25 protein-coding genes are annotated in these 26,563 nt (G+C 73.2%); 17 read left to right on the plus strand and 8 right to left on the minus strand.

Annotated features, from left to right (window positions below; translation table 11 throughout):
* Positions 1-141 precede the first annotated feature (141 nt).
* Together ACFY3N_RS31040 and ACFY3N_RS31045 are read right to left on the minus strand one after the other, a co-directional pair.
* Positions 142-564, minus strand: a complete 423-nt coding sequence (locus ACFY3N_RS31040) for a hypothetical protein (RefSeq protein ID WP_390820164.1) — start codon at positions 562-564, stop codon at positions 142-144.
* An 85-nt stretch (positions 565-649) separates the two neighbouring features.
* On the minus strand, positions 650-2,341 hold the full coding sequence (locus ACFY3N_RS31045) for an LCP family protein (RefSeq protein WP_390820113.1): 1,692 nt from the start codon (positions 2,339-2,341) through the stop codon (positions 650-652).
* A 277-nt stretch (positions 2,342-2,618) separates the two neighbouring features.
* On the opposite strand from ACFY3N_RS31045, the gene ACFY3N_RS31050 reads away from it, so the two are divergent.
* Positions 2,619-3,461 (plus strand): MurR/RpiR family transcriptional regulator, encoded by an 843-nt coding sequence (locus ACFY3N_RS31050; RefSeq protein ID WP_390820114.1) that lies wholly within the window; start codon positions 2,619-2,621, stop codon positions 3,459-3,461.
* Positions 3,462-3,562: 101 nt separating this feature from the next.
* Positions 3,563-4,147, plus strand: coding sequence for a hypothetical protein (locus ACFY3N_RS31055; RefSeq protein WP_390820115.1), 585 nt, complete (start codon positions 3,563-3,565; stop codon positions 4,145-4,147).
* Positions 4,148-4,196: 49 nt separating this feature from the next.
* Here the strand turns inward: ACFY3N_RS31055 and ACFY3N_RS31060 are convergent, their stop codons facing one another.
* Positions 4,197-5,609, minus strand: a complete 1,413-nt coding sequence (locus ACFY3N_RS31060) for a diaminopimelate decarboxylase (RefSeq protein WP_390820116.1) — start codon at positions 5,607-5,609, stop codon at positions 4,197-4,199.
* 139 nt (positions 5,610-5,748) lie between these two features.
* Here ACFY3N_RS31060 and hutU point away from each other — a divergent pair, with 139 nt between their 5' ends.
* The 4 genes from hutU to hutI all read left to right on the plus strand — a co-directional run bounded on the left by hutU (position 5,749) and on the right by hutI (position 11,229).
* Positions 5,749-7,413, plus strand: a complete 1,665-nt coding sequence (gene hutU, locus ACFY3N_RS31065) for a urocanate hydratase (RefSeq protein WP_390820117.1) — start codon at positions 5,749-5,751, stop codon at positions 7,411-7,413.
* An 80-nt stretch (positions 7,414-7,493) separates the two neighbouring features.
* Positions 7,494-8,696 (plus strand): allantoate amidohydrolase, encoded by a 1,203-nt coding sequence (locus ACFY3N_RS31070; RefSeq protein ID WP_390820165.1) that lies wholly within the window; start codon positions 7,494-7,496, stop codon positions 8,694-8,696.
* Positions 8,693-10,036, plus strand: coding sequence for a formimidoylglutamate deiminase (locus ACFY3N_RS31075; protein ID WP_390820118.1), 1,344 nt, complete (start codon positions 8,693-8,695; stop codon positions 10,034-10,036). The genes ACFY3N_RS31070 and ACFY3N_RS31075 overlap by 4 nt, the downstream gene beginning before the upstream one ends.
* Before the next feature lie 20 nt (positions 10,037-10,056).
* Entirely contained in the window at positions 10,057-11,229 is a 1,173-nt protein-coding gene (gene hutI, locus ACFY3N_RS31080; RefSeq protein WP_390820119.1) for an imidazolonepropionase, read from the plus strand.
* Between the two features lie 75 nt (positions 11,230-11,304).
* Here the strand turns inward: hutI and ACFY3N_RS31085 are convergent, their stop codons facing one another.
* Complete coding sequence (locus tag ACFY3N_RS31085) at positions 11,305-12,231, minus strand: RNA polymerase sigma factor SigF (RefSeq protein WP_390820120.1); 927 nt, start codon at positions 12,229-12,231, stop codon at positions 11,305-11,307.
* A gap of 239 nt (positions 12,232-12,470) precedes the next feature.
* Between ACFY3N_RS31085 and ACFY3N_RS31090 the strand changes: the two genes are divergently transcribed.
* Both ACFY3N_RS31090 and ACFY3N_RS31095 read left to right on the plus strand, forming a co-directional pair.
* Positions 12,471-12,848: an STAS domain-containing protein gene (locus ACFY3N_RS31090; RefSeq protein ID WP_030870057.1), complete on the plus strand. Its 378-nt coding sequence runs from the start codon at positions 12,471-12,473 to the stop codon at positions 12,846-12,848.
* A 239-nt stretch (positions 12,849-13,087) separates the two neighbouring features.
* A complete protein-coding gene (locus ACFY3N_RS31095; protein ID WP_390820121.1) occupies positions 13,088-13,651 on the plus strand; it encodes an ATP-binding protein in 564 nt (187 codons plus the stop codon).
* A 388-nt stretch (positions 13,652-14,039) separates the two neighbouring features.
* Here ACFY3N_RS31095 and ACFY3N_RS31100 read toward each other — a convergent pair whose 3' ends face one another.
* Positions 14,040-15,536 carry an oligopeptide:H+ symporter gene (locus ACFY3N_RS31100; protein ID WP_390820122.1) on the minus strand — a complete coding sequence of 499 codons (1,497 nt, stop codon included), beginning with the start codon at positions 15,534-15,536 and terminating at the stop codon, positions 14,040-14,042.
* Between the two features lie 514 nt (positions 15,537-16,050).
* On the opposite strand from ACFY3N_RS31100, the gene ACFY3N_RS31105 reads away from it, so the two are divergent.
* Both ACFY3N_RS31105 and ACFY3N_RS31110 read left to right on the plus strand, forming a co-directional pair.
* Positions 16,051-16,728, plus strand: coding sequence for a response regulator transcription factor (locus ACFY3N_RS31105; protein ID WP_030821646.1), 678 nt, complete (start codon positions 16,051-16,053; stop codon positions 16,726-16,728).
* A gap of 40 nt (positions 16,729-16,768) precedes the next feature.
* A complete protein-coding gene (locus ACFY3N_RS31110; protein WP_390820123.1) occupies positions 16,769-18,043 on the plus strand; it encodes an ATP-binding protein in 1,275 nt (424 codons plus the stop codon).
* A gap of 3 nt (positions 18,044-18,046) precedes the next feature.
* Here ACFY3N_RS31110 and ACFY3N_RS31115 read toward each other — a convergent pair whose 3' ends face one another.
* Positions 18,047-18,535: a GtrA family protein gene (locus tag ACFY3N_RS31115; RefSeq protein WP_390820166.1), complete on the minus strand. Its 489-nt coding sequence runs from the start codon at positions 18,533-18,535 to the stop codon at positions 18,047-18,049.
* Between the two features lie 153 nt (positions 18,536-18,688).
* On the opposite strand from ACFY3N_RS31115, the gene ACFY3N_RS31120 reads away from it, so the two are divergent.
* The 4 genes from ACFY3N_RS31120 (at position 18,689) to ACFY3N_RS31135 (ending at position 23,452) form a co-directional block, all read left to right on the plus strand.
* Complete coding sequence (locus tag ACFY3N_RS31120) at positions 18,689-19,828, plus strand: 5-(carboxyamino)imidazole ribonucleotide synthase (RefSeq protein ID WP_390820124.1); 1,140 nt, start codon at positions 18,689-18,691, stop codon at positions 19,826-19,828.
* Positions 19,825-20,403 (plus strand): 5-(carboxyamino)imidazole ribonucleotide mutase, encoded by a 579-nt coding sequence (purE, locus tag ACFY3N_RS31125; protein ID WP_390820125.1) that lies wholly within the window; start codon positions 19,825-19,827, stop codon positions 20,401-20,403. Before ACFY3N_RS31120 ends, purE begins: the two co-directional genes overlap by 4 nt.
* A 14-nt stretch (positions 20,404-20,417) precedes the next feature.
* Entirely contained in the window at positions 20,418-21,596 is a 1,179-nt protein-coding gene (locus ACFY3N_RS31130) for a dipeptidase (protein WP_390820126.1), read from the plus strand.
* Between the two features lie 710 nt (positions 21,597-22,306).
* Positions 22,307-23,452, plus strand: coding sequence for a dipeptidase (locus tag ACFY3N_RS31135; RefSeq protein WP_390820167.1), 1,146 nt, complete (start codon positions 22,307-22,309; stop codon positions 23,450-23,452).
* 19 nt (positions 23,453-23,471) lie between these two features.
* On the opposite strand, the gene ACFY3N_RS31140 is transcribed toward ACFY3N_RS31135, so the two are convergent.
* Together ACFY3N_RS31140 and ACFY3N_RS31145 are read right to left on the minus strand one after the other, a co-directional pair.
* Positions 23,472-23,864 (minus strand): VOC family protein, encoded by a 393-nt coding sequence (locus tag ACFY3N_RS31140; protein WP_390820127.1) that lies wholly within the window; start codon positions 23,862-23,864, stop codon positions 23,472-23,474.
* A 22-nt stretch (positions 23,865-23,886) separates the two neighbouring features.
* Positions 23,887-24,246 carry a VOC family protein gene (locus tag ACFY3N_RS31145; protein ID WP_390820128.1) on the minus strand — a complete coding sequence of 120 codons (360 nt, stop codon included), beginning with the start codon at positions 24,244-24,246 and terminating at the stop codon, positions 23,887-23,889.
* 257 nt (positions 24,247-24,503) lie between these two features.
* On the opposite strand from ACFY3N_RS31145, the gene ACFY3N_RS31150 reads away from it, so the two are divergent.
* The 3 genes from ACFY3N_RS31150 to ACFY3N_RS31160 all read left to right on the plus strand — a co-directional run bounded on the left by ACFY3N_RS31150 (position 24,504) and on the right by ACFY3N_RS31160 (position 26,544).
* Positions 24,504-24,926, plus strand: coding sequence for a peptidase inhibitor family I36 protein (locus ACFY3N_RS31150; RefSeq protein WP_390820129.1), 423 nt, complete (start codon positions 24,504-24,506; stop codon positions 24,924-24,926).
* Between the two features lie 75 nt (positions 24,927-25,001).
* A complete protein-coding gene (locus tag ACFY3N_RS31155) occupies positions 25,002-25,961 on the plus strand; it encodes a hypothetical protein (protein ID WP_390820130.1) in 960 nt (319 codons plus the stop codon).
* Positions 25,962-26,037: 76 nt separating this feature from the next.
* The gene (locus ACFY3N_RS31160) at positions 26,038-26,544 is read left to right on the plus strand and encodes a CGNR zinc finger domain-containing protein (RefSeq protein ID WP_390820131.1); all 507 of its coding nucleotides are present in this window, start codon (positions 26,038-26,040) and stop codon (positions 26,542-26,544) included.
* Positions 26,545-26,563 lie beyond the last annotated feature (19 nt).

Genomic DNA, 26,563 nt, shown 5'->3' on the forward strand with positions numbered 1-26,563 from the left:
TGACGGGGGTGCGGCGGTCCCCGCGCAGCACTCTCCCGCGCCCGGACCGGCGCCGCTCCCGCGGATGCGGCCGCCCGCCGTCGGGGTCGCCCGGCCGGTGGTCGCGGCCGTCGTCGCCCCGAACCGCCGCGCACCGCGGCCTCAGTCGTCCCAGTCGCCGTCCTGCGCCGGCTTGCGGCGGCCGAACAGGCCCGGGTTGCTCCGGACGGCCTGGACGACGTTGACCCCGACGATGCCCAGCCAGGCGACCACCAGGCCGGGCAGATTGCCCACGCCCCCGCCGATGGCGGACAGCGGCACCGCCAGGACCAGCGAGACGATGCCGAAGCCGAAGCGCTCGCCCCAGGTGTCCGTGGCCTTCGGGGACCGCGAGTCCCGGGCCGCCGTCATCTGCCGCTCGGCGAACTGCCGGCGCACCCGGCGCTCCACCGCGCCGTCGATGCGCTGGTCGACCTTCTCCAGGAACGAGTCGACCAGCGCGGACTCGTACTCCTCGCCCAGCTCCCTGCGGGCCTGCAGGGAGGCGTCGAGTTCCTTCTTCAGCTCGGTGTCCCGCGCGTCCATTCCGGTCATGCGTCCCACGGTAGGGAGGCGGGAGGCAGGTGGCACTGGGGGTAACCCCCCACTCGTTCTCGGGTTCGCCGCGCTCCTACTTCTTGCACATCTTCTCGTCGGCCCGGGACTGTTCGACGTCGACCTTCTTCGGCGGGGCGATGGGGACGCCGGCCTCCGTGAAGTCCGGCCCGAGGGTGAGCGTCATCGGTGTCGTCCCGTCGGCGTCCGTCGTGCCGGGCTTCATGGCCGAGGCGGGCAGGCCCATCAGGTCGGCGAGCTTGCGGGCCTGGTCGGCCTGGTTCGGCGCGTACTCCAGCCGGGTCCCGTCGACGTCGGCCGGGGCGTTGCCCTTCTTGGCGGACCTGGTCACGCCCTCGCTGGTCTGCAGCCAGGCGAGGGTCTCCTGCGCGGCCCCCTGCGGGCCGCCGCCGTTGAAGACGTCGACGAGGATCTCGGACGCCTCCGCCCGGGGGCCCTCCAGAAGCCTGGCCTGCTTGTCCTTGGCGTCCTTCTCCTTCTTCTTCACCTCGGTGAAGGAGACGTCGTTCCGCAGCATGGCGAAGACCTTCGGGGCCTTGGCCGGGTCCGGTACGACGGTGACGGGCGTGGGCTCGGCCGGGTTGTCCCTCACCGGCAGGGTCATCAGGGTGATGTTCTTCAGGTCGATCCTGCCGAGTTCCCTGGCGAGGGTGAGCAGCTTGGTGGGGCTGCCTATGCCCTTGTCCACGGTGAGGGACTTGGTGGCCGCGTCGGCGACGTCGAGCATCTTGGACGGGCTGTCCAGCGTGTCCTCCTTCAGCCGGCGGAGCATCGACGCGACGAACTTCTGCTGCATCCCGATGCGGTCCAGGTCGCTCTCGTTCTTCAGCCCGTGCCGGTTGCGGAGGAAGGAGAGCGCCTCCTCGCCCTGGACGGTGCTCCTCCCGGCCGGCAGGTCGAGCCCGGAGCCGCCGTCCAGGTCCTTGAGGGGCTTCTCCAGGCACACCTCGACGCCGCCCACCGCGGTGGACAGCGTCTTGACCGCGTTGAAGTCGAACATCATGAAGTGGTCGACCTCGAGGCCGGTGATCTCCTCGACGGTGAGCATGGTGCAGCCCGGATCGCGGCCGTTCACCCCGTAGGACTCGTTGAACCGGGTGGGGACCGTCGAACCGGGGATGTCCTTGGCCGAGCCGTCGGGCTGGATGGCCTGGCAGTCCGGGATCTCGATCATCAGGTCGCGCGGGATGCTCACCACGGTGGCGTTGGTGCGGTCCCCGGCCACGTGGAAGAGGAGCGTGGTGTCGGCGTGGCCGGTGACGTTGGTGCGGTTGCCGTAGTCCTCGTTGCCCTCGCCGGTGCGGACGTCGTTGCCGATGACCAGGATGTTGACCGGCCCGTCCGCCAGCACCTCGTCACTGCCCACGTCACCGATGTCGACGGTGTCGATGTTGCCGTAGAGGCGGTCGTACCAGTAGTACGCGAACGCCGAACCGCCCACGAGGACCAGGCCGAGGGCGCCTCCCGTCCACAGCAGCGCCTTCTTCCTGCCGCTCCTCCTCGGCCTGCGCCTGCGGCGGTCCTGGCCGGGCGTGTCCTCGGGGGCGGGTGCGGCGCGGCGGCCGCGCTGGCCGGGGACGCGGGCGGGCGCGGCGGAACCGGCGCGCGGGGCGCTGCGCGGGCGGGGCGCCCTCGGCCGCTCCGCGGAATCCTCCGGCCGCAGTTCGTATTCACCGGTCTCCGGGTTGAGTACCCACTGGTCGGCGGGATCGGTTCCGTCCGCCCGCCCACGGCTCTGCGCGTCCACGCCTGTACCAGTCCTCCGTCGGGTGCCACATGGGTCGCCTGTGCCTCAAGACGCTCTGTTGTTCGATGAGTTACGCTATCCGGCCCGTTCGGGACATGGTGGTGTCGTAACGAAATCGCCGGGTTTCCGGATCTGTCACCGAAACGGGCACGGTGCGCGATCCCCGCCCGTCGCGACGCGCGGTCGGCGCGGCCCCGCCTGCGCCTGTATAACGGTATGCAGGAATGTCGACGGGTGAATAAGCCAAGGCGCCGAGGCGTCGAGGGGGAGTCAGGTCATGAGCGGCACCGAGAGCTCCGCCGCGCGCCTCCAGGCGCTCTTCGAGGGGCATCGGCTGACGCCGACCCAGCGGCGCATCGCGCACAGCATGGTGCGGCGCGCCGCCGACGTGCCGTTCCTGTCCAGCGTGGAGCTGGCCGAGCTGGCCGGGGTCAGCCAGCCGTCCGTGACCCGGTTCGCCGTCGCCCTCGGCTTCGACGGCTACCCCGCCCTGCGGCGGCACCTGCGCGAGGTCGCGCCCGCCGAACCGGCGCCGGAGACCGGCTCGTACAACGAGTACCAGCAGGCCGTCGAGGCCGAGATCGAGAACCTGCGGCATCTGGCGGAGGCGCTGGCCGACCCCCGGCCGGTGCGGCGGGCGGGCCGGGTGCTGGCCGGGAGCCGGCCGCTGCCCGTGCTGGGGCTGAGGGCCGCGGCGGCCCAGGCGCACGGGTTCGCCTACTTCGCCGCCAAGGTCCATCCGGACGTACGGCTGCTCAACGAGGGCGGCACGATGCTCCACGACCGGATCGACGCCGCCGCGCGGGCCGGGGCGAGCGCCCTGCTGTGCTTCGCGCTGCCCCGGCATCCCCGCGAGGTCGTCGACGCCCTCGCCCACGCCAGGGAGGCGGGGCTGACCGTGGTCACCGTCGCCGACTCCCCGTTCGCGCCGGTCACCAAGGTGTCCGACCTGCTGCTGCCCGCCGCCGTCGGCACCGGTCTTGCCTTCGACACGGCGTGCGCGCCGATGCTGCTGGGCCGGGTGCTGCTGGAGGCGATGTGCGACGACCTGCCCGACGCGCAGGCGCGGCTGGAGGAGTTCGACGCGAAGGCGGCGGCGCGCGGGCTGTTCGTGGACTGACGGCGGGCGTGCCGGCGGAGGTCCGCCCGTCTTCTCAGACTCGTCTCACCTTGCGTCGCTAATCTCCTGTGTCCACTGGCGTGAGAGACGGGAGGCCGAACATGACGCGCGGAGGACATGGGCTGGCCCGGGTGGCCGTCGTCGTACGGGCCGGGGCCGCGCCACTGTGGTGGCTGGGAGCCGTGGCGGCGGGGATCGGGGTGCTGGTGCCGGGACTGACCGGGCGCCGGATCGGTGTACTGGCGGGTGCCGCGCTGTTCCTCGTGGCGGCGGCCGTCGTGGCGTACGGGCGGCGGGGGCGGTACCGCGCACTGGCCCGTTCGGCGGCCCGGGCGGGCAGGCACGACGTGCTCCAGGACCGGGCGGTGACCGTCCGCAACTGGCGTCGCGGGCACCGCTGGTGGCTGCTGCTCGCCTTCCTCGCCGCGCTGGGCACGGCGTTCGCGGTCCCCGCCGCCGGTGGTCTGCTGCTCGCCGGGTGCGGGGCGGGCCGGTGGCTGAAGGCGGCCTGGATCGGGCGTCTGGAGCGGTCGGACGAGGTCCTGCTGTGGGTGCGCGTCGACTGGCTCCGCGCGGGGGTGGGGCGGCCCGCCGGAAAGGCGGTCAAGGGGTACCGGGCGACCGGTGTCGCGGCGGGTGACGCGGCGCCCGGGGGCGCCCGCCGCCGGGCGCCGGCCCTCGTCTGAGGGCCGGTTCCCGCCGGGGGCGCCGCGGGCCGGCAGGGCCCCGCGCCCCCTAGAGGATCAGGGCGTCGGTGTGGGCGGCGCCCGATTCGGTCACGATCTCCTCGATCGTCTGGGGGGTGCGTACCGTCGCGAAGGCGACGCCTCCCGTGCCGTCCGGGGCGAAGCCGTGGATGCCGGGGCGGGGGAGCGAGTTGTAGGCGTAGTGGTGGGCGAAGTAGTACGCGCCCGTGTCCAGCGCCGCCACGTGGTCGCCCTGTTCCAGCAGGGGCAGTGACTGCGCCCGGGCGAGCAGGTCACCCGCGAAGCAGGCCGGTCCCGCCACGTCCTGCACGACCGCCGGGCCCTCCTTGGGCCGCCCCTTCGCGTCGTACGCGGCGATCCGCAGCGGCCAGGACGCCGGCGCGTACACCGTCCGCGTCGCCACCTGCACGCCCGCGTGCGTCACCGCGACCGGACGCCCGCCCGCGCTCTTGGCGTACTCCACGCGCGCGACCACCGTGCCGTGCTTGGCCAGCAGCGACCGGCCGAACTCGGTGACCAGCCCGTACCGCCCGTCGAACAGCCCCGGCACCGTCCGGCTCAGCAGCCGCGCGTACCGCCCGTACGTCGGCGCGCTCTCCTCGGAGGCGAAGTTCACCGGCAGCCCGCCGCCGATGTCGACGGTGTCGACCTGCCGGCGCCCGGCGCGCCGGTTGATCTCCTCCGCCAGCGCGTACGTCTCCGCGACCCCCCGCGCCATCATCGTCAGCGCGACGCCCTGGGAGCCGGTGTGCGCGTGCAGCCGGGTCAGCCACGGCCGGTCCAGATACGCCCGTACGACCCACTCCCGCGCGCCCTCGTCGCGCAGCGCCACCCCGAACTTCGAGGTCGCCGTGGCCGTGGACAACGCCTCGATGGAACCGCCGCCGACCTGCGGGTTCACCCGGATGCCGACGGGGGAGCGGGAGACCTGTTCCGCCATCAGGGCGTCGAGGCGGGCCAGCTCCTGCGCGTTGTCCGCGTTGACGGCGATGCCCAGCGCGAGCGCCTCCCGCAGCTCGGCGGGTGTCTTGGCGGGCGAGTCGAGGACCGTGCGCTCCGGCTCCACCCCCGCCGCCCGCGCCAGCGCCAGCTCGCCCGGGCTGGCCACCTCCGCGCCGATGCCCTCCGCGCGCAGCAGCCGCAGTACCGGCACCAGCGGGCTCGCCTTCACCGCGAAGGCGTGCAGCACGGGGGTGCCGGGCGCCGTCACCGCGTCGAACGCCGCCCGCAGCGCGGCCGCCGATTCCCGGATGCCGGTCACGTCGAGCAGGGCCACCAGCAGGGTCCCGGCGTCGAGCAACCCCTGCTCCACGGCGGCCCGCACCGCCTCGTCCCGCCGGGCCGCCCGCCCCTCGGCGTACGCGTCCACCTCGTCCGTCCGGCCGTCGTCGTGGGCCACCGGGTCCCTCGTCCCTTCGGCGTTCTCCGTGTTCGCGCGCATGAACCCAGGGTTCGCGCGCGGGGGCCCGGCCAAACATCCCCCGCGCGGCCGGGCCGGCCCGCCCCTGTGTTGACTAGCTCTATTCAGGTCGGGAGTATGTGAATATCCGCAGTAATCATCCGCAGCTGAGGAGGCAGACATGTCAGGACCCCGGCCCGTCCGAGCGCCCCGCGGCACCGAACCGAGCGCCCGGGGATGGCAGCAGGAGGCCGCCCTGCGGATGCTGCAGAACAACCTCGACCCGGAGGTCGCCGAGCACCCCGACAAGCTCGTCGTCTACGGCGGCACGGGGAAGGCGGCCCGCGACTGGCGCTCCTTCGACGCCATGGTCCGCACGCTGCGCACCCTCGAGCAGGACGAGACGATGCTCGTCCAGTCCGGCCGCCCCGTCGGCGTCATGCGGACCCACGAGTGGGCGCCGCGCGTCCTCATCGCCAACTCCCACCTGGTCGGCGACTGGGCCACCTGGGAGGAGTTCCGCCGTCTGGAAGCCCTCGGCCTGACCATGTACGGGCAGATGACCGCCGGCTCCTGGATCTACATCGGCACCCAGGGCATCCTCCAGGGCACCTACGAGACCTTCGCCGCCGTCGCCGCCAAGAAGTTCGGCGGCACCCTCGCCGGGACCATCACCCTCACCGCCGGACTCGGCGGCATGGGCGGCGCCCAGCCCCTCGCCGTCACCATGAACGACGGCGTCGCCATCTGCGTCGACTGCGACCCCCGCGCGATCGAGCGCCGCATCGGGCACCGGTACCTGGACGTGAGGGCCGACTCGCCCGACCACGCCCTGCGGCTGGCCGTCGAGGCCCGGGACCGGCGCGAGGCCCTGTCCATCGGCGTCCTCGGCAACGCCGCCGAGCTGGTGCCGCGGCTGCTCGCCATGGGCGCGCCCATCGACGTCGTCACCGACCAGACCTCCGCCCACGACCCGCTGGCGTACCTCCCCGCCGGGATCGCCTTCGAGGACATGGCCGACGCCGCCGCGAAGGACCCGGCCGGCTTCACCACCCGCGCGCGCGAGTCCATGGCCCGGCACGTCGAGGCGATGGTGGGCTTCCAGGACGCCGGCGCGGAGGTGTTCGACTACGGCAACTCCATCCGCGGCGAGGCGCGGCTCGCCGGGTACGACCGCGCGTTCGCCTTCCCGGGGTTCGTGCCGGCGTACATCCGGCCGCTGTTCTGCGAGGGCAAGGGGCCCTTCCGGTGGGCCGCGCTGTCCGGCGACCCCGCCGACATCGCCAGGACCGACCGGGCGGTCCTCGACCTCTTCCCGGAGAACGAGTCCCTGGCCCGCTGGATCAGGATGGCCGGGGAGCGGGTGCACTTCCAGGGGCTGCCCGCGCGTATCTGCTGGCTCGGCTACGGCGAGCGGGACAAGGCCGGGGAACGGTTCAACGACATGGTCGCGAGCGGTGAGCTGGCCGCGCCGGTCGTGATCGGGCGGGACCACCTCGACTGCGGCTCGGTGGCCTCCCCGTACCGCGAGACCGAGGCGATGCTGGACGGGTCCGACGCCATCGCCGACTGGCCGCTGCTGAACGCGATGGTGAACGTGGCCTCCGGGGCGTCGTGGGTCTCCCTCCACCACGGCGGGGGCGTCGGCATGGGGCGGTCGATCCACGCGGGACAGGTCACGGTGGCCGACGGGACCGCGCTGGCCGGGGAGAAGATCCGGCGGGTGCTCACCAACGACCCCGGCATGGGCGTCATCCGGCACGTCGACGCCGGGTACGACATCGCGGAGGCGGTGGCGGACGAACGCGGTGTCCGCGTGCCGATGCGGGAGGGTGACCCGGCGTGAAGGACGGCACCCCTCCGGCGGCGACGGAGGCGTCGCCGCCCGCCCCGCCCCCGGCCCACCACGCCGCCTCCTTCCACGAGATGTGGGGGCAGCTGCGCTCCGTCGGGCGCAGTGCCGCCTCCGGCGGATACCGGAGGTTCGCCTGGACCCGGGCCGACTCCGAGTGCCGGAGCTGGTTCGAGGAGCAGGTCCGCGGCCGGCGGCTGACCTACGAGGTCGACCGCAACGGCAACCAGTGGGGCTGGCTCGGGGATCCCGCGCGGGGGGACGCCGTCGTCACCGGGTCGCACCTCGACTCCGTGCCCGACGGAGGGGCCTTCGACGGGCCCCTCGGGGTCGTGTCCGCCTTCGCCGCGCTCGACGAACTGCGCCGGCGGGGCGTGCGGTTCGCCAAGCCGCTCGGCATCGTCAACTTCGGGGACGAGGAGGGCGCCCGGTTCGGGCTCGCCTGCGTCGGCTCCCGGCTCACCGCGGGCGCGCTCACCGTCGAGCAGGCCCACCGGCTCACCGACGGGGACGGCATCACGCTCCCGCGGGCCATGGAGGCCGCCGGACACGACCCCGATGCCATCGGCCCCGACCCCGAACGGCTCGGCCGCATCGGCGCCTTCGTCGAACTCCACGTCGAACAGGGCCGCGCCCTCGCCCTGTCCGGCGACCGCGTCGGCATCGCGTCCGCCATCTGGCCGCACGGCCGCTGGCGGTTCGACTTCCGGGGCGAGGCCAACCACGCCGGCACCACCCGGCTCGCCGACCGGCGCGACCCCATGCTGCCGTACGCGCAGACCGTCCTCGCCGCCCGTCGCGAGGCCGAACTCGCCGGCGCCGTGGCCACCTTCGGCAAGATCGCCGTCGAGCCGAACGGCGTCAACGCCATCCCCTCCCTGGTGCGCGGCTGGCTCGACTCCCGCGCCGCCGACCCGGAGAGCCTGGACGCCGTCGTGGACGCCGTGCGGCGGGCCGCCCGCGCCCACGCGCGGGAGCACGGCGTCACCCTCGACGTCGAACGCGAGTCCTTCACCCCCGTCGTCGAGTTCGACCACGCCCTGCGCGACGAGCTCGCCCGCATCCTCGGCGGCGGCACCAGCCTCGACGTGCCCGTCCTCGGCACCGGCGCCGGACACGACGCCGGAATCCTCTCCGGACGCGTCCCGACCGCCATGCTGTTCGTGCGCAACCCCACCGGCGTCTCGCACTCCCCGGCCGAGTTCGCCGCCGAGGACGACTGCGTGGCCGGGGTCCTCGCCCTCGCCGACGTACTGGAAGGACTGGCCCGCACGTGACTGCCACCCCGCGGACGTACTGGCTGGAGCACGCCTGGCTCGGCACCCACGTCGAACCGGGCGTCGCGGTGGACGTCCGGGACGGCCGCGTCACCGCCGTCCGCCCGGACACCCCCGCCCCGCCGCCCGGCGCCGAGATCCTGCGCGGGCTGACCCTGCCGGGACTGGCGAACGCGCACAGCCACGCCTTCCACCGCGCCCTGCGCTCCACCGTCCAGGTGGGCTCCGGCACCTTCTGGACCTGGCGCGAGACCATGTACGCCACGGCCGACCGGCTCACCCCGGACACCTACCACGCCCTCGCCCGGGCCGTGTACGCCGAGATGGCGCTGGCGGGCATCACGGCGGTCGGCGAGTTCCACTACGTCCACCACGCCCCCGGCGGCACGCCCTACGCCGACCCCAACGCCATGGGCGAGGCGCTCGTCGAGGCCGCCGCCGAAGCCGGTGTCCGCATCACCCTCCTCGACACCGCCTATCTCTCCTCCGGCTTCGGACAGCCGCCCACCGCCCACCAGCTCCGCTTCTCCGACGGCGACGCGGACGCCTGGGCCGCTCGCTGTTCCGCCCTCGGGGAACGGGACCACGCACGGATCGGGGCGGCGATCCACTCCGTCCGGGCCGTACCGGCGGAGCAGCTGGCCACCGTGGCGCGGTGGGCCGAGGAGCGGCGGGCCCCGCTCCACGTGCACCTGTCCGAGCAGACCGCCGAGAACGACGCCTGCCGGGAGGTCCACGGCTGCACCCCGGCGCAGCTCCTGGCCCTGCACGGCGTCCTCGGACCGCGCACCACCGGCGTCCACAACACCCACCTCACCGCCGAGGACGTCGCCCTCATCGGCGGCAGCGGCACCGGCACCTGCATGTGCCCGACGACCGAACGCGACCTCGCCGACGGCATCGGACCCGCCGCCGCCCTGCAGAACGAGGGCTCCCCGCTCTCCCTCGGCTCCGACAGCCACGCCGTGATCGACCTGCTCGAAGAGGCACGCGCGCTGGAGCTCGACGAGCGCCTGCGCACCCGCACCCGCGGCCACTGGACGGCCGCCGCGCTGCTGCGGGCCGCCACCGCCGACGGACACGCCGCCCTCGGCTGGGACGACACCGGCCGCATCGAGGCCGGGGCGCGCGCCGACCTCACCACCATCGGGCTCGACTCGGTCAGAACAGCGGGGCCACCGCCCGGGCTCGGCGCCGAGACGGCCGTATTCGCCGCGACCGCCGCCGACGTACGGCACACGGTCGTGGCGGGCCGGCACGTCGTGCGCGACGGGGCGCACACGCTCGTACCCGATGTGCCCGGAGCCCTCGCGCGGGCCGTCGAGGCACTGCGCGCCTGACGACCACCCACGAGGACGCCATGAACAGCACCGTCATCAGCAACATCGCCGCGCTGGTCACCAACGACCCCTCCCTCGGTGACGGGTCCCCCCTCGGTCTGGTCCGGGACGCGGCCGTCGTCATCGAGGGCGACCGCGTCGTGTGGACCGGTGGATCGAGCAAAGCACCCGCCACTGACAACCAGGTCGACGCCGGGGGCCGGGCGGTCCTGCCGGGCTTCGTCGACTCCCACTCCCACCTGGTCTTCGCGGGCGACCGCACCGAGGAGTTCAACGCCCGGATGTCGGGCCGCGCCTACGGCGCCGGCGGCATCCGCACGACCGTCGCCGCCACCCGCGCCGCCGGTGACGCGGAACTCGAGGCGAACCTCACCCGTTTCCTCGACGAGGCGCTCCGCCAGGGCACCACGACCTTCGAGACCAAGTCCGGCTACGGCCTGACCGTCGAGGACGAGGCCCGCGCCCTGCGCCTGGCCGCCCGCCACACCGACGAGGTCACCTACCTCGGCGCCCACGTCGTCGCGCCCGAGTACGCCGAGGACCCGGCCGGATACGTCGCCCTGGTCACCGGCGAGATGCTGGACGCCTGCGCGCCGCACGCCCGCTGGATCGACGTCTTCTGCGAGGAGGGCGCCTTCGACGGCGACCAGGCCCGCGCGGTCCTCACCGCCGGGAAGGCGAAGGGCCTGCACCCGCGCGTCCACGCCAACCAGCTGTCGTACGGCCCCGGCGTCCGGCTCGCCGTCGAGCTCGACGCGGCCAGCGCCGACCACTGCACCCACCTCACCGACGCCGACGTGGACGCCCTCGCCGGCGGGAACACCGTCGCCACCCTGCTCCCCGGCGCCGAGTTCTCCACCCGCGCCGAGTGGCCGGACGCCCGCCGGCTGCTGGACGCGGGCGTCACCGTCGCGCTGTCCACGGACTGCAACCCGGGCTCGTCCTTCACGTCCTCCGTCCCCTTCTGCGTCGCGCTCGCCGTGCGGGACATGGGGATGACGCCGGACGAGGCCGTCTGGTCGGCCACCGCGGGCGGCGCCGCGGCCCTGCGCCGCACCGACGTCGGCCGGCTGACCCCGGGCGCGTACGCCGACCTCACCCTCCTCGACGCCCCGAGCCACGTCCACCTCGCCTACCGGCCCGGGGTACCGCTGGTCGCGGGGGTGTGGCGACGGGGCGTGCGCAGGGTGTGAGCGCCCCCGGACGTCCCGAAGGGGGCGGCCCGGCCTCGGACCACCCCCTGGAGGACGGGTGTCACCCGGTGAGGATCACTCCTCGACCGTGAGCCCCTTGCGCAGCTTCACCAGCGTCCGCGACAGCAGGCGGGAGACGTGCATCTGGGAGATGCCCAGTTCCTCGCCGATCTCCGACTGGGTCATGCCCGCGACGAAGCGCAGGGAGAGGATCTTCCGGTCCCGCGGCGGCAGTTCGGCGATCAGCGGCTTCAGCGACTCGACGTACTCGATGCCTTCGAGCCCGTGGTCCTCGTAACCGATCCGGTCCGCCAGCGCGCCCTCGGTGTCGTCCTCCTCCGGCTGGGCGTCCAGCGAGGAGGCGGTGTAGGCGTTCGACGCCGCCATGCCCTCGACGACCTCGTCGTTGCTGATGCCCAGGCGCTCGGCGAGTTCGGCCACCGTCGGCGCCCGGTCCAGCTGCTGGGCCAGCTCGTCACCGGCCTTGGCCAGGTCGAGCCGGAGCTCCTGCAGCCGGCGCGGGACGCGCACGGACCACGAGGTGTCGCGGAAGAAGCGCTTGATCTCGCCGATGATGGTCGGCATCGCGAACGTGGGGAACTCCACACCGCGCGACATCTCGAAGCGGTCGATCGCCTTGATCAGGCCGATGGTGCCGACCTGGATGATGTCCTCCATCGGCTCGCTGCGCGAGCGGAAGCGGGAGGCGGCGAACTTGACCAGGGCGAGGTTCAGCTCCACGAGCGTGTTGCGCACGTACGAGTACTCGCGGGTGCCTTCCTCCAGCGACTCCAGGCGCTCGAAGAGGGTCTTGGACAGGGCTCGCGCGTCGACCGGGCCCACCTCGTCGTACGGGGGGATCTCCGGGAGTCCGGCGAGCGACTCGTCCGGGACGACGCCCGGGTCGTCACGCTCGATGGGATCCAGATGTTCCGGAGGGAGTGTCGACGTCGCTTTCGGGGTACGCGATGCGTCGAGCCGGGGTGACATGATGTCCTCCATCGTTCTCGGCATATGGCTGCCGAAGCCGATACGTGCACTGCGGTGTGCGGCGCCTCCAAAGCCGGCCGTGTCGGTTGTGTGTTCTTACTAGCCCTACCCGCTTTCCCGAGCCGACCGCAAGTGCGTTCCGTTTGCATATGTCTGTTTGTGTGCGATTGTTCGGCTGTCGAAGCGTGGCCATAAGGCGTAATGTTCGAGGACGTCAGCAGGCAGCCACGACGTCGGGAGAGAGAGACGGCATGGACCGCGGGACGGTCGGCAGCGCACAGTCTGGCCGGCTTCTGGTCGAGGTGCGAGAAGAGGGCCCCAGTGCCGTCGTGACTCCGGCGGGTGAGTTGGATCACCACACCGCCGATTTGTTGCGGGAGCCACTGGAGGACTGCCTCGCCAAGGGATTCAAGCGACTCGTCATCGACTGCTCCAGGCTGGAGTTCTGTGACTCCACGGGGCTGAACGTGCTGCTGGGAGCCCGGCTGAAGGCCGAAGCCGCCGGGGGAGGGGTCCATCTCGTGGGGATGCAGCCCGTCGTCGCGCGTGTCTTCGAGATCACGGGAGCGGACGCGGTGTTCACCGTCCACGACACGCTCGAGGCGGCGCTGGCCGACGATTCCGCGTGACGCGCGCGGGCAGGACCGGCCGGGCTTTCACACCGGCCCCGTCAAAGGGCCGCTTCCCCCACACCTTTTCGTGCGAATACGGGGGTGTCCCCTCGGCCCGCCAGGGCAGGAGACACCCTGAGCGTGTCGGACAGGGTGGTCGCGAGGGCGTCGGGAACCGAATGAGCCGTCCGTGCGTGACCGACCCAGTACGGAAACTTGTGAATCGTGAACTGGTGACACGGTGAGGTGAAGCGCTGATGAGCACCACCCGGCCCTACTCGCCGGGCGACCGCGGTCCGGAGCCCAGCGGCGCTTCCGGGACGCCCGGGGGCGGCGCACCGACGGGGAGCGCGCCCGACGGGGGCGTCGCCGCGCCCACCGCGCCACCGGAGTCCTCCGGGCCGTCGGGCGGCGGCCAGGTCCGCCGGCTGAGCTTCGACGACCAGAGCGGCGTCGTACCGCTCGCCCGCGACTTCACCCGCCAGGCGCTGTACGCGTGGGGCTGGCTGCCCGCCGCCACCGCCGACCAGCGGGCCGCCGCCGAGGACGTCCTGCTCGTCGTCTCCGAACTGGTCACCAACGCCTGCCTGCACGCCGAGGGGCCGGACCACCTGGCCATCACCTGCGACAAGAAGGTGATCCGGCTCGAGGTCACCGACCGGGGCACGGGCCAGCCGGCCCCGCGCACCCCGCACCGGGCGGGCCGCCCGGGCGGCCACGGCATGTTCATCGTGCAGCGGCTCTGCCTGGACTGGGGGGTCGTACGGGCCCCAGGCGTCGCGGGCAAGACGGTCTGGGCGGAACTCGGGGCGCCGGCGTAGCCCGGATCCGGGGCACCGATGCCATCCGGACTCGGGGCACCGTGTACGGCCCGGGCGGTCGGCGCGGGCGTGACCCGGACCCGACGTGCCCGCAAGCCGACGGTCCGGGCGGAACGCGGGACACCGGCGTAGCCCGGGTCCGGGGCACCGATGCCATCCGGGCCCGCGGTACCGGCACGGCCCGGACCCGCGGCACCGGCGGCATCCGGACTCGGGCACCGCGTACGGCCCGGGCGCCACGGCGGTCGGTGCGGGCGTGACCCGGACCCGGTACACCCCGTCACCCTGACCCGGCGCACCCGGCGCCCGCGCCCCACCCCCACGACGCCCGAAGGGCCCCGCATCCGACCGGATGCGGGGCCCTTCGTCCCGAGCCGTGGGGGAAGGCTCAGCGCACGTCGCCCATGAGGGTCTTGACCTTGTTGCGGTACATCCACACCGCGATGCCGGCGACCACCGCGAGGCTCGCCTCCATCGCGACGATGCCCGTCTTGTTCAGGTCGACACCGGCGATGGAGAGCAGACCGGTCGTGGCGTCACCGGCGGTGACGGCCAGGAACCAGACGCCCATCATCTGCGAGGCGTACTTCGCGGGCGCCATCTTCGTGGTGACCGACAGGCCGACCGGGGAGAGCAGCAGCTCACCGACGGTCTGCGTGAAGTAGATCGCCACCAGCCACAGCGCCGCGGCCTTGTGACCGCCCTCGGCGATCGACAGCGGGGCCAGGAAGAGGAAGAAGGACGCGCCGACCAGCAGCAGGCCGGAGGCGAACTTCACGATCGTGCTCGGCTCCTTGCCGCGCCGGTTGAGCGCCAGCCAGATCCAGGCGAAGACCGGGGCCAGCGCCATGATCAGGACCGGGTTGACCGACTGGTACCAGGAGACCGGGAACTCCCAGCCGAGAACGGTGTTGTCGGCCGACGAGTCGGCGAAGATCGACAGCGTCGAGCCGCCCTGGTCGTAGATCATCCAGAACACGGCCGCGGCGACGAAGAACCAGATGTACGCGGACATCTTCGACTGCTCGGCGCGGTCGAGCTCCCTGTCGCGCTTGATGCGGACCAGCACCATCACCGGGATGATCACACCGAGCAGCGTCAGCGGGACCAGGACCCAGTTCAGCGTGTAGTGGCCGGAGAGGCCGAGGGCGGCGTAGGCGACGACGGCGATGCCCGCCCAGAGGGCGGCCTTGCGCAGGGTGGAGGACTTCTCCTCGGCCGACAGGGGCTTCGGGACGACGCCGGAGCGCGCGTCCAGGTGGCGGCTGCCCAGCAGGAACTGGACCAGGCCCAGGCCCATGCCCAGCGCGGCGAGCGCGAAGCCCAGGTGCCAGTCGACGCTCTCGCCGATGGTGCCGATGATCAGCGGCGCGGCGAAGGCACCCAGGTTGATGCCCATGTAGAAGACGGTGAAGCCGCCGTCCCGGCGCGGGTCGTCCGGGCCCTCGTAGAGGTGACCGACCATGGTCGAGATGTTGGCCTTCAGCAGGCCGGAGCCGATGGCGACCAGACCGAGACCCGCGTAGAAGGTGCCGGAGGACGGCAGCGCCAGCGTCAGGTGGCCCAGCATGATGACGCCGCCGGCGACGGCGACGGTCTTGCGGGGACCCCAGACGCGGTCGCCGAACCAGCCGCCGGGCATGGCGAGCAGGTACACCAGCGACACGTACACCGAGTAGATCGCCGTCGCGGTGCCGGCGCTCAGGGCCAGGCCGCCCGGCGCGACGAGGTACAGCGGGAGCAGAGCCCTCATGCCGTAGTAGGAGAAACGCTCCCACATCTCCGTCATGAAGAGTGTGGCCAGTCCGCGGGGGTGGCCGAAGAAGGTCTTCTCGGAGCCGGGGGTGCCCGGGGTGACCGAGTCCTTCGTCAGGCTGGACGCCATGGTCGATCCTTGCTGGTCGGGACGCGTCGCGCGAGCGTGTACGCGCCCGGTGGGGGGCGGCCGGCACCGGCGGGGCCGTACCGTCCACCCCACGCCCGAGGGAGGCCGCTCCGGGTCGCGGAACGGCGGACGGCGACCACCGGGATCCACGCCCCGCCGTGCGTCTGCGCGCGACGGGGCCCGGCCACAGGTCATTCCTTCCGGGGCCGGCGCACGGGCCGGCCCGCACACAAAAGAGACCCTCGGCGTCAACTGCGCCAAAGGTCCCCATGGTGCAACAGGCGTTGATTCACCATACGGCAGGACAGTGCCGGATATGGAAGGGCTTGAGACAAGGATCACAGGTTTCACTGGAACCGCGGTCACCCATTCGAAGGTCAGCCCCAGGTTCGCACCCCACAGCCGCAGGTGCGAACCGGGACCGCCGCAGGTGAGAAACGGGTATGCCGGAGGTAAGAGTCAACGCCGGCGATCACACCCCGGGCCCCTCGGCGGCGGGACTACCATCACTGGCATGACCCGTGTACTGCTCGCCGAGGACGACGCGTCCATCTCGGAGCCGCTGGCCCGCGCCCTGCGCCGGGAGGGCTACGAAGTCGAGGTGCGTGAGGACGGACCCACCGCGCTCGAAGCCGGCATGCAGGGCGGCGTAGACCTGGTGGTGCTGGACCTCGGACTGCCCGGCATGGACGGCCTGGAGGTCGCCCGCCGGCTCCGCTCCGAGGGGCACACGGTTCCCCTGCTGATCCTGACCGCGCGCGCCGACGAGGTGGACACGGTCGTCGGGCTCGACGCGGGCGCCGACGACTACGTCACCAAGCCGTTCCGGCTCGCCGAACTGCTGGCCCGGGTCCGGGCCCTGCTGCGGCGCGGTTCCGCCGAGCCCCAGCAGCCGCCCGCCACCCACGGGGTGCGCATCGACGTCGAGTCGCACCGGGCCTGGATGGGCGACGAGGAGCTCCAGCTCACCGCGAAGGAGTTCGACCTGCTGCGGGTCCTGGTGCGGGACGCGGGCCGGGTCGTCACCCGCGACCAGCTGATGCGCGAGGTCTGGGACACCACCTGGTGGTCCTCCACCAAGACCCTCGACATGCACATCTCCTGGCTGCGCAAGAAGCTGGGCGACGACGCGGCCAACCCCCGCTACATCGCCACCGTGCGCGGCGTGGGCTTCCGCTTCGAGAAGAGCTGACCGAGACCGCCGTGGGGTCTTCCGTCTTGGGTAAGAGGACATGCGCCGCCGCCTGATCCAGTCCACGCTCGCCGTGGTGCTCGTCGTGATCGCCGTCTTCGGCGTCTCCCTGGTGATCGTCGAGACCCGCACCATCAGCGAGAGCGCCAGGGAGCGGGTGGAGTCCGAGGCGGTCCGGCTGGCCAGCATCGTCGACAGCCGGCTGATCGTCGAGGACCAGGTCACCGCCGAGATCCTCAGCGACCAGGTCACCGAGGACCGGTACGCCGTCATCCGGATCCCCGGCAAGCCGCTCATCGAGGTCGGCACCGAGCCGGACGGCGACGTCATCAGCGCCTCGGCGCCCGGCGAGGAGGGCGAGACGGTCACCGTGCAGGAGCCGCGCTCCTCGGTGACCCGGGAGGTCGGCCGTACGCTGCTGATCATCGGCCTGGTGGCGCTCCTCGCGGTGATCGCGGCGGTGCTGCTGGCGATCCGCCAGGCCAACCGGCTCGCCTCCCCGCTGACCGACCTCGCGGAGACCGCCGAACGCCTCGGCTCCGGTGATCCCCGCCCCCGCCACCGCCGCTACGGCGTTCCCGAGCTGGACCGGGTCGCGGACGTGCTGGACCGCTCCGCCGAGCGCATCGCCCGCATGCTGACCGCGGAGCGGCGACTGGCCGCCGACGCCTCCCACCAGCTGCGCACCCCCCTCACCGCCCTGTCCATGCGCCTGGAGGAGATCACCCTCACCGACGACCCGGACACGGTGAAGGAGGAGGCCACGATCGCGCTGACGCAGGTGGAGCGGCTGACGGACGTGGTGGAGCGGCTGCTGACCAACTCCCGCGACCCGCGGACCGGCTCCGCGGTCACCTTCGACCTCGACGAGGTGATCCAGCAGCAGCTCGCCGAGTGGCGCCCCGCCTACCGCAGCGCGGGCCGCGCGATCGTCGCCTCGGGCAAGCGGCAGCTGCGGGCGGTGGGCACGCCGGGCGCGGTCGCCCAGGTGCTGGCGGCGCTGATCGAGAACTCGCTGATGCACGGGGGCGGCACGGTCGCCCTGCGCACCAGGGTCACCGGCAACCAGGTCGTCGTCGAGGTCACGGACGAGGGCCCGGGCGTCCCCGCCGACCTGGGCGCGCGGATCTTCGAGCGGGCGATCAGCGGCCACAACTCCACCGGCATCGGCCTCGCCGTCGCCCGCGACCTCGCGGAGGCGGACGGCGGCCGGCTGGAGATGCTCCAGGCCGCCCCGGCCGTCTTCGGCCTGTTCCTCTCCCGCACGCCGCCGCAGAGGTCCCCGGACGACGAGTCCCGCCGGACGGTGCGCTGACGGCTACGGCACGCGCTGCGTCGCGCGGGAGCCGTCGGAGGGCGCGTCCCGCGGCACCGGCCTGCGGACCGGCAGCGCGCGGAACACCCAGGTGCGGTACGACCAGAAGCGGAACAGGGTCGCCACGGCGATGCCGAAGAACTTGAAGACGTTGCTCTGCAGCGGGCTGTCCCAGCCGAAGCCGTACGTCGCCGTGTACAGCACGCCGTTCTCGATCACCAGGCCGACCGCGCTGAACAGCAGGAACAGGGACATCTCCCGGGTGCGCCGGGACTTGTCGCGGTCGCGGTAGGTGAAGTAGCGGAAACCGACGTAGTTGAAGACGATCGCCACGACGGTGGCGATGACGCTCGCCCGCACCACCTGGAGGTCGGTCACCTGCCGCACCAGGTTGAAGACGCCCAGGTTGACCAGTACTCCGGCTCCTCCCACCGCGCCGAATTTGGCCACTTCCCGGAAGAGCCGCCGAAGCCCCGAGGAACCGCGTTCCATCGTCTGCAGGCTCCCGTCCGTCGAATGCGTCAACCCAGTCATGCTAACCACCCACCCGTGCGATCTTCCTGCGGACGCGGGCCGTGACCGCGGTCCTTCCCGTGCGACGGGCGCGAAATCGGCCACCGTGGCGCGGGCAGATACCCTGAGGGCGTGACGTTCCCGGTAGTCGGCATGGTCGGCGGTGGCCAGCTCGCTCGTATGACACACGAGGCGGGCATCCCGTTCGGCATCAGGTTCAAGCTCCTCAGTGACACTCCGCAGGATTCCGCGGCGCAGGTCGTCGGCGACGTCGTCGTCGGCGACTACCGCGACCTGGAGACGCTGCGCGCGTTCGCGCGCGGCTGCGACGTGATCACCTTCGACCACGAGCACGTGCCCACCGAGCACCTCAGGGCCCTGGAGGCGGACGGCATCCCCGTCCGCCCCGGCCCCGACGCGCTGGTGCACGCCCAGGACAAGGGCGTGATGCGCGCGAAGCTCGACGCGATCGGGGTGCCGTGCCCGCGGCACCGCATCGTCGCCGATCCCGAGGACGTCGCCGCGTTCGCGGCCGAGGGGGACGGTTTCCCCGTCGTCCTCAAGACGGTCCGCGGCGGCTACGACGGCAAGGGCGTGTGGGTCGTCGGTTCCGTCGAGGAGGCCGCGGAGCCCTTCAGGGCCGGTGTCGCCGTCCTCGCCGAGGAGAAGGTCGACTTCGTGCGCGAGCTGGCCGCCAACGTGGTCCGCTCCCCGCACGGGCAGGCCGTCGCCTACCCCGTCGTCGAGTCGCGGCAGGTGGGCGGCGTCTGCGACACGGTGATCGCGCCCGCTCCCGGCCTCGACGAGGCCCTCGCGCTGAAGGCCGAGGAGATGGCGCTGAACATCGCGGGGGAACTCGGCGTCGTCGGCCACCTCGCGGTCGAGCTGTTCCAGACCCGCGACGGCCGCATCCTCGTCAACGAGCTCGCGATGCGCCCGCACAACTCCGGCCACTGGTCCATGGACGGCGCGATCACCTCGCAGTTCGCCAACCACGTCCGCGCCGTCCTCGACCTCCCGCTCGGCGACCCCCGCCCGCGCGCGAAGTGGACGGTCATGGTCAACGTCCTCGGCGGCGACTACCCGGACATGTACTCCGCGTACCTGCACTGCATGGCCCGCGACCCCCAGCTGAAGATCCACATGTACGGCAAGGACGTGAAGCCCGGCCGCAAGGTGGGCCACGTCAACACCTACGGCGACGACCTGGACGACGTGCTGGAGCGCGCCCGTCACGCAGCCGGCTACCTGAGAGGCACGATCACCGAATGAGCGCCCACCCGTCGCCCGGCCACCACCCCTCAGCGAGCGCTGACGCGCGCCCCTTCCCTTCGGTCGGCATCGTCATGGGGTCGGACTCCGACTGGCCCGTCATGGAGGCGGCGGCCAAGGCCCTCGACGAGTTCGAGGTCGCCTACGAGGTCGACGTCGTCTCCGCGCACCGCATGCCCCGCGAGATGATCGCGTACGGCGAGCAGGCCGCGGACCGGGGACTGAAGGTGATCATCGCGGGTGCGGGCGGCGCCGCCCACCTGCCCGGCATGCTCGCCTCCGTTACCCCGCTGCCCGTCATCGGCGTGCCCGTGCCGCTGAAGTACCTCGACGGCATGGACTCCCTGCTGTCCATCGTGCAGATGCCGGCCGGTGTCCCGGTCGCCACCGTCTCCGTGGCCGGAGCGCGCAACGCGGGCCTGCTCGCGGCCCGGATCCTCGCCGCCCACGACGAGGAACTCCTCGGCCGGATGCGGGAGTTCCAGCAGGAGCTGAACGACCAGGCCACCGAGAAGGGCAAGCGGCTGCGCGCCAAGGCCGAGGGCTCCGGCAACGGCTTCGGTTTCGGGAAGTGAGCGGGGTGGGCTCCATGGCGTCCCTCGACGAAGCCCGCGCGCTGCTGGCCGAGTTCCCCGTCGTCGACGGGCACAACGACCTGCCGTGGGCGCTGCGCGAACAGGTCCGCTACGACCTCGGCGCCCGCGACATCGCCGGCGACCAGTCCGCCCATCTGCACACCGACATACCCCGGCTGCGCGCGGGCGGGGTCGGCGCGCAGTTCTGGTCGGTGTACGTCCGCGCGGACCTGCCGGACGCGGTGCCCGCCACGCTGGAACAGATCGACTGCGTACGGCAGTTGCTGGACCGTCACCCGCGGGAGCTGGCGCCCGCGCTGACCGCCGCCGACATGGAGGCCGCGCGCGGTCAGGGCCGCATCGCCTCCCTCATGGGGGCGGAGGGCGGTCACTCCATAGCCGACTCCCTCGGCACCCTCCGGGGGCTGTACGCCCTCGGCGTGCGCTATCTGACCCTCACCCACAACTTCAACGTGGCGTGGGCGGACTCGGCGACCGACGAGCCCGGCGTGGGCGGCCTGTCGGCCTTCGGCCGCGAGGTGGTGAAGGAGATGAACCGGCTCGGCATGCTGGTCGACCTCTCCCACGTCGCCGCCACGACCATGCGGGACGCGCTGGACGCCACCTCCGCGCCGGTGATCTTCTCCCACTCCTCCGCCCGCGCGGTCTGCGACCACCCGCGGAACATCCCCGACGACGTGCTGGAGCGGCTGCCCGCCAACGGCGGCGTCGCGATGGTGACGTTCGTGCCGAAGTTCGTGCTCCAGGCGGCCGTCGACTGGACGGCCGCGGCCGACGAGAACATGCGCGCGCACGGCTTCCACCACCTCGACACCACCCCCGAGGGGATGAGGATCCACCGCGCCTTCGAGGAGGCCCACCCGCGCCCGGTCGCCACCGTGTCCACGGTCGCCGACCACCTCGACCACATGCGCGAGGTCGCCGGCGTCGACCACCTCGGCATCGGCGGCGACTACGACGGCACGGCCTTCACCCCCGACGGCCTCGGCGACGTCTCCGGCTACCCGAACCTGATCGCCGAGCTGCTGGGGCGCGGCTGGTCGAAGGCCGACCTGGCCAAGCTCACCTGGCGGAACGCGGTACGGGTGCTGGGCGCCGCCGAGGACGTGGCGCGGGGCCTCCAGGCCACGCGGGGCCCGTCGAACGCGACGATCGAGGACCTGGACGGCTGACCGCCGGGGGTGGGGTGGCCGGTGCGGCCGTCCGCCCCGCCCACGTGCGCCGGGCAGCGGTCCCGCACCCGGTTCGGCGGCGCGCCGGGACGCAGCCGCCGCAACCGGGCCGGGGCCGGCGAGGAAGGGCTGGCCGAGGGCGATCGGATGGGCCCCGGCGGCCGGCAGCCGCCCGGAGGCGCGGTGCACGGCGTCGGAGGACATCTCCTCCGGCACCGGGCCGGCGACGGGCGCCCCCGGCCACGCGGCACGGATCCGCCCGGACACCGGCGTGTCCGGGTCGGCGGGCACCAGGTGCGGGTACGCCGCCCCGAGCCCGCCGAGCCGTTCGGCGAGCGCCGGGTGGATCTCCTCGGTCCCGTCCTCCGCGATTCGTCCGGATCCAGGAGCTGCACGCGGCCGGGCCGTGCAGCGGCAGGACCGCGCGGTTTCCGCCCCGCGTGCGGGACGCGGACGGCGGCCCTCCGGCCGTCGCCACGCCGCAGCCGGTCGCCGGCCTCACCGCCGGGCGCGACCGCGTCGACCGCATGACCGCCGGCCCGGTCCGCTCCCGGGAGACCCTGGACGAGGTGACCGAGGCGGCCCACGCGCTGATCCGGCGCCGTACCCCCGAACGGCACGTCCACCAGGAAGCACCCCGGGGCGCCGTGCGACGGTGGCCGTACCGCGAGCACGCACCCCCGCCGAGGTCACGACGGACGGAGCCCGACATGGCCGATCTCCAGGACGACCTGTATCCCGCCGCCGAGGTCGGCCGCGTCGACGGCGCTCCCGGCGAGGCCGGGCCCTACCCGGCCGAGGCGGTCGTCGTCCCGCCGGAGGAGTACCGGCCCGTCTCCGACCCGGACGACGAGCCCCTGACCCGGGCCCACGCCGTCCTCGCCGCCCACCCCGTCGCCGACGGTTACAGCGGACTGCCGCGGGCGCTGCGCCGGCTGCCCTGGTACGACCTCGACCTCGGGGAGAGCGCCGTCGACGCGGACGTGCCCCGCCTGCGCAAGGGGCGGGTCGGCGCGGTGTTCTGGTCGCTGGACCCGCCCGAGACGGGCGACGGCGACCGGGCCGTCGGCGCCACCCTGGAGCAGCTGGACCTGGCGAAGGCGGTGGTCGCCGCCCACGACGGGGGCCTGCGCCCGGCGCGCACCGCCGGAGAGGTCAGCGACGCCCGCAACTGCGGCCGGGTCGCCGTCCTGTTCGGCCCCGCCGGCGCCGCCGCCCTCGGCGACTCCCTCGGCGTCCTGCGCGCGCTGCACACCCTCGGTCTGCGCGTGCTCACCCTGGCCGGCGCCTCCTGGGCGGGCGCCGCGGGACTGACCCGGTTCGGCGAGGAGGTCGTCCGCGAGATGAACCGGGTCGGCGTGATCGCCGACCTCTCGTACGCCTCGACCCCGACGATCCGCCGCGCCCTGACCGTCTCCAAGGCGCCCGTGCTGTTCAGCCGCTCCGCAGCCCGCGCCCTGCGCCCCCACCCGGCCAACCTCCCCGACGAGCTGCTCGCCGAGGTGGGGAGGGCGAAGGGCCTGTGCATGGTGCCGCTGACCGCCGAGCAGTCCGGCCCGACCGTCCGTGACGTCGCCGACCACCTCGATCACGTCCGCACGGTCGCCGGACCGGAGTGCGTGGGCCTGTCCGGCACCTACGACACCGGCGGCGCCCATCCGCAGGAGCTCGCCGACACCTCCTGCTACCCGAGGCTGATCGCCGAACTGCTGCGGCGCGACTGGGACGAGGCCGAGGTGGCCCTGCTGACCTGGGGAAACGTCCAGCGGGTGCTGCGCGAGGCGCACTTCGCCGCCCATGTGGCCCAGCAGCGCCGCCCCCCGTCGACGGCGGACATCGCCGACCTGGACGGCTAGGCCCCGCCCGGCGGGGCGGTCAGGGCTGTTCGATCCGGCAGAGGCAGAACGGATGCCCCGCCGGATCGGCGTACACCCGGAAGTCCTTGCTCTCGTAGTCCTCCCGGTCCAGCACCCGCGCCCCCAGCGCCAGCACCTTCTCCTCCGCCGCGTCGACCTCCTCCCAGGTCCCGCCGGCGTCGAAGTCGAGGTGGAACTGCTGGGAGTCGTGGTCGGCGCTCGGCCACTCCGGCGGGGCGTACCCCGGCGCCCGCTGGAAGGCCAGCCGGGGCCCCGCGGGGATCTGCAGCACCACCCAGTCCGGGTCCTCCTCCACGGGCGTGCCCCCGCCGACGGCCGCGTAGAAGACGGCCAGTTCGCGCGGGTCGGGGCAGTCGAGAACGACGGAACGGAAACGGGCCACGGGGGCCATGGGTCCTCCAGGGATCAGCAGGTCAGCCGGCGCACAGGCAGAACGGGTGCCCGGCCGGATCCGCGTAAACCCGGAAGGTCCGGGAGCGGTCGTCCGCGTCCAGCGGCCTCGCGCCCAGCGCCAGCACCTCCTTCTCGGCCGCGTCCAGGTCCTCGACCGTCAGGTCCAGGTGGAACTGCTGCGAGCCGTCGGCCGACGGCCACCGCGGCGGTACGTACCCCGGGGACGCCTGGAAGGCGAGGCCCGGGCCGCCGGGCATCCTGAGGTCCACCCACTCGCCCTCGTCCACCACCGTGCCGCCGAGCACCTCGGCGTAGAACCCGGCCAGTGCGCGGGGGTCGGGACAGTCCAGGACGACGGCGCCCAGTTCGGCGAAAGCCATGACGTGCTCCTCGAAGTCTGCGGTGCGGTCGGAGACCCTCGGCGACCCACGTTACCGGTTATCCCCCTCTTGCGGTAACGAATTGAGCGGCATGGCCCCATCGATTCCCGGTGGACGTCCCTCCGGGCCTTCGGATAGCTTGTGCGCGGGAATGATCATCTTGGAAAGCCCTGGAGAACAGCGCCAGTTGACCTGGTCTTCGTGGGCGGTCCCCGGGTGACACCCGCACACCGGACCTTCGCCCCAGGGGGAGACACATGAAGAAGTCGCGACTCGGCGCGGTGGCGATGACGATCGCCGGCACGGCCGCCATGGTGGGGATCTCCGCGGCCCCGGCCCAGGCGGGCACCGCGGGCTACAACCTGTGCGCCGAGGCCACCGATCTGTGGTCCAACCGCCTCTGCCTCTTCTACAACTCCGACCAGCAGGGCTCGTTCGCGGGGTTCACCAAGAGCGTGGCCGACCTGGAGCCGTGGATCTTCGGCCACATCGGTACGACCACCGCCGGCCAGGGCCAGCCCGTCAAGAACAACGCGGCGAGCGCCGCCAACCCGGGCAGCCCCTGCTGGCGCGTCTACTACAACAGCAACTACGCCGGTCCCAGCGACACCATCAACGGCTACAGCTACCGGCAGCTCGTCAACACGTACAACGAGAACGCCTCCGTGAAGGTCTGCTGACGGCACCGCCCGCCGAACCGCCCCGTGGTGCGGCCGTCGCGGACGGCCGCACACCCCTTTCCGATGGAGTTCCCGATGAGACGCCCGCGCCCGTGCGCGACCCTCCCGGCCGCACTGGCGCCGATCCTCGTGACGGGCCTCCTCGCGGGCTGCTCGGCCGGCGGCGGGCGGGAGGAGCCCGCGGCGGCGAAGGCGTCGCCGTCCCGGACCGCGTCGCTCGGCTTCACCCCGCGGCGCCTCGATCTCCCGATCCACGCCTACCAGTTGAGCCCTGCCGACCAGGCCGGGGTCACCGAGGCGAAGAACCTCCTGATCGCCGCGTGCATGAAGCGGTACGGGTTCTCCTGGAGCGCGCCGGCCACCCCCACGGCCCCGCGTCAGGACCGCAGGTACGGCGTCATCGACCTCCCGGCGGCCCAGCGGTACGGCTACCACCTCCTGCCCACGGACGACACGGCCCCCTCCCGGCTGGACGAGCCCCCGTCGAAGGCGGAGACGGAGGCGCTCACCGGCGGGCAGCTGCTCGACGCCGACACCGGCCGGTCCCGCCCGATCGCCGGGTACACCGGCCCCGTGCGGGAGGTCGACGGCAAGCCGCTGCCGCCCGGCGGCTGCGCCCAGGAGGCGGAGCGGGAACTGCTGGGCCGTGAGGACCTCTCCTCAAAGGCCGGGGTGGTGAGCCGCATCAACACGGACTCGTTCACCGAGTCCCTGAAGACCCCCGCCGTCAAGGACGCACTGGGCGAATGGTCCGCGTGCATGAGGAAGGCGGGGTACGACTACGCCGATCCGCTGGAGAGCATCGCCACCGCCCGCCTCGACTCCCCCGAGGTGCCCGCCGCCGAGATCGAGCTGGCCACCGCCGACGTGACCTGCAAGGACTCGGTCGGCCTCGTGGACGTCTGGAACCGCGCGGAGTCGGCCATCCAGCGGCGCATGATCGAGGAGCACGCGTCGGCCACCGCGCGACAGCGTGCCGACAACGCGGCGCGGGTCCGCAACGCGGCCGCGGTGACCGGCGCGTCCGAGGAGTGACGGGCGCGGTCGCCGTGCGTCGCCACCGAGCGGCGCGGTGACCGCATGCACGGGTGAGAGCGGTAACGTCGCAGGCATGAGTGAGAGGTCGCCCGCGCCGGCGGGGCTGGCTCTGGTCGAGTCCCTGGTGAACACGCTGGACGTCGAGACCGGCGCCGACTCACTCGGCACACCGGAGGGCCGGGCGCGCTTCGGGCTGACGGAGGACGAGCTGCCCCGCGCCCGCGAGCTGCGCGAGTCACTGCGCGCGGCCCTGCTCGCCCACGCCGGTCACCCGCCGCACCGCGCCGTGACCCCGCTGGGCGAACTGCTGGCCCGGGCGCCCCTGGTGGTCACCGTCGACACCGCGGACGGCTCCGCCGCCCTCGCCCCCGTCGACGACGGGCCCCTGCTCTCCCGGGTGGCCGCCGCCGTCGCCGAAGCGGTCACGGCGGGCACCTGGACCCGGCTGAAGGCCTGCGAGGCCACCGACTGCCTCTGGGCGTACTACGACCGCAGCCCCGCCGGACGCGGCCGCTGGTGCTCGATGCAGGTGTGCGGGGCGCGCGCGAAGATGCGCCGGTACCGGGCGAAGGGGGCGTAGCCGCACCGCGCCCGCGCCC

The organism is Streptomyces sp. NPDC000348 (assembly GCF_042898795.1).
GTDB lineage: Bacteria > Actinomycetota > Actinomycetes > Streptomycetales > Streptomycetaceae > Streptomyces.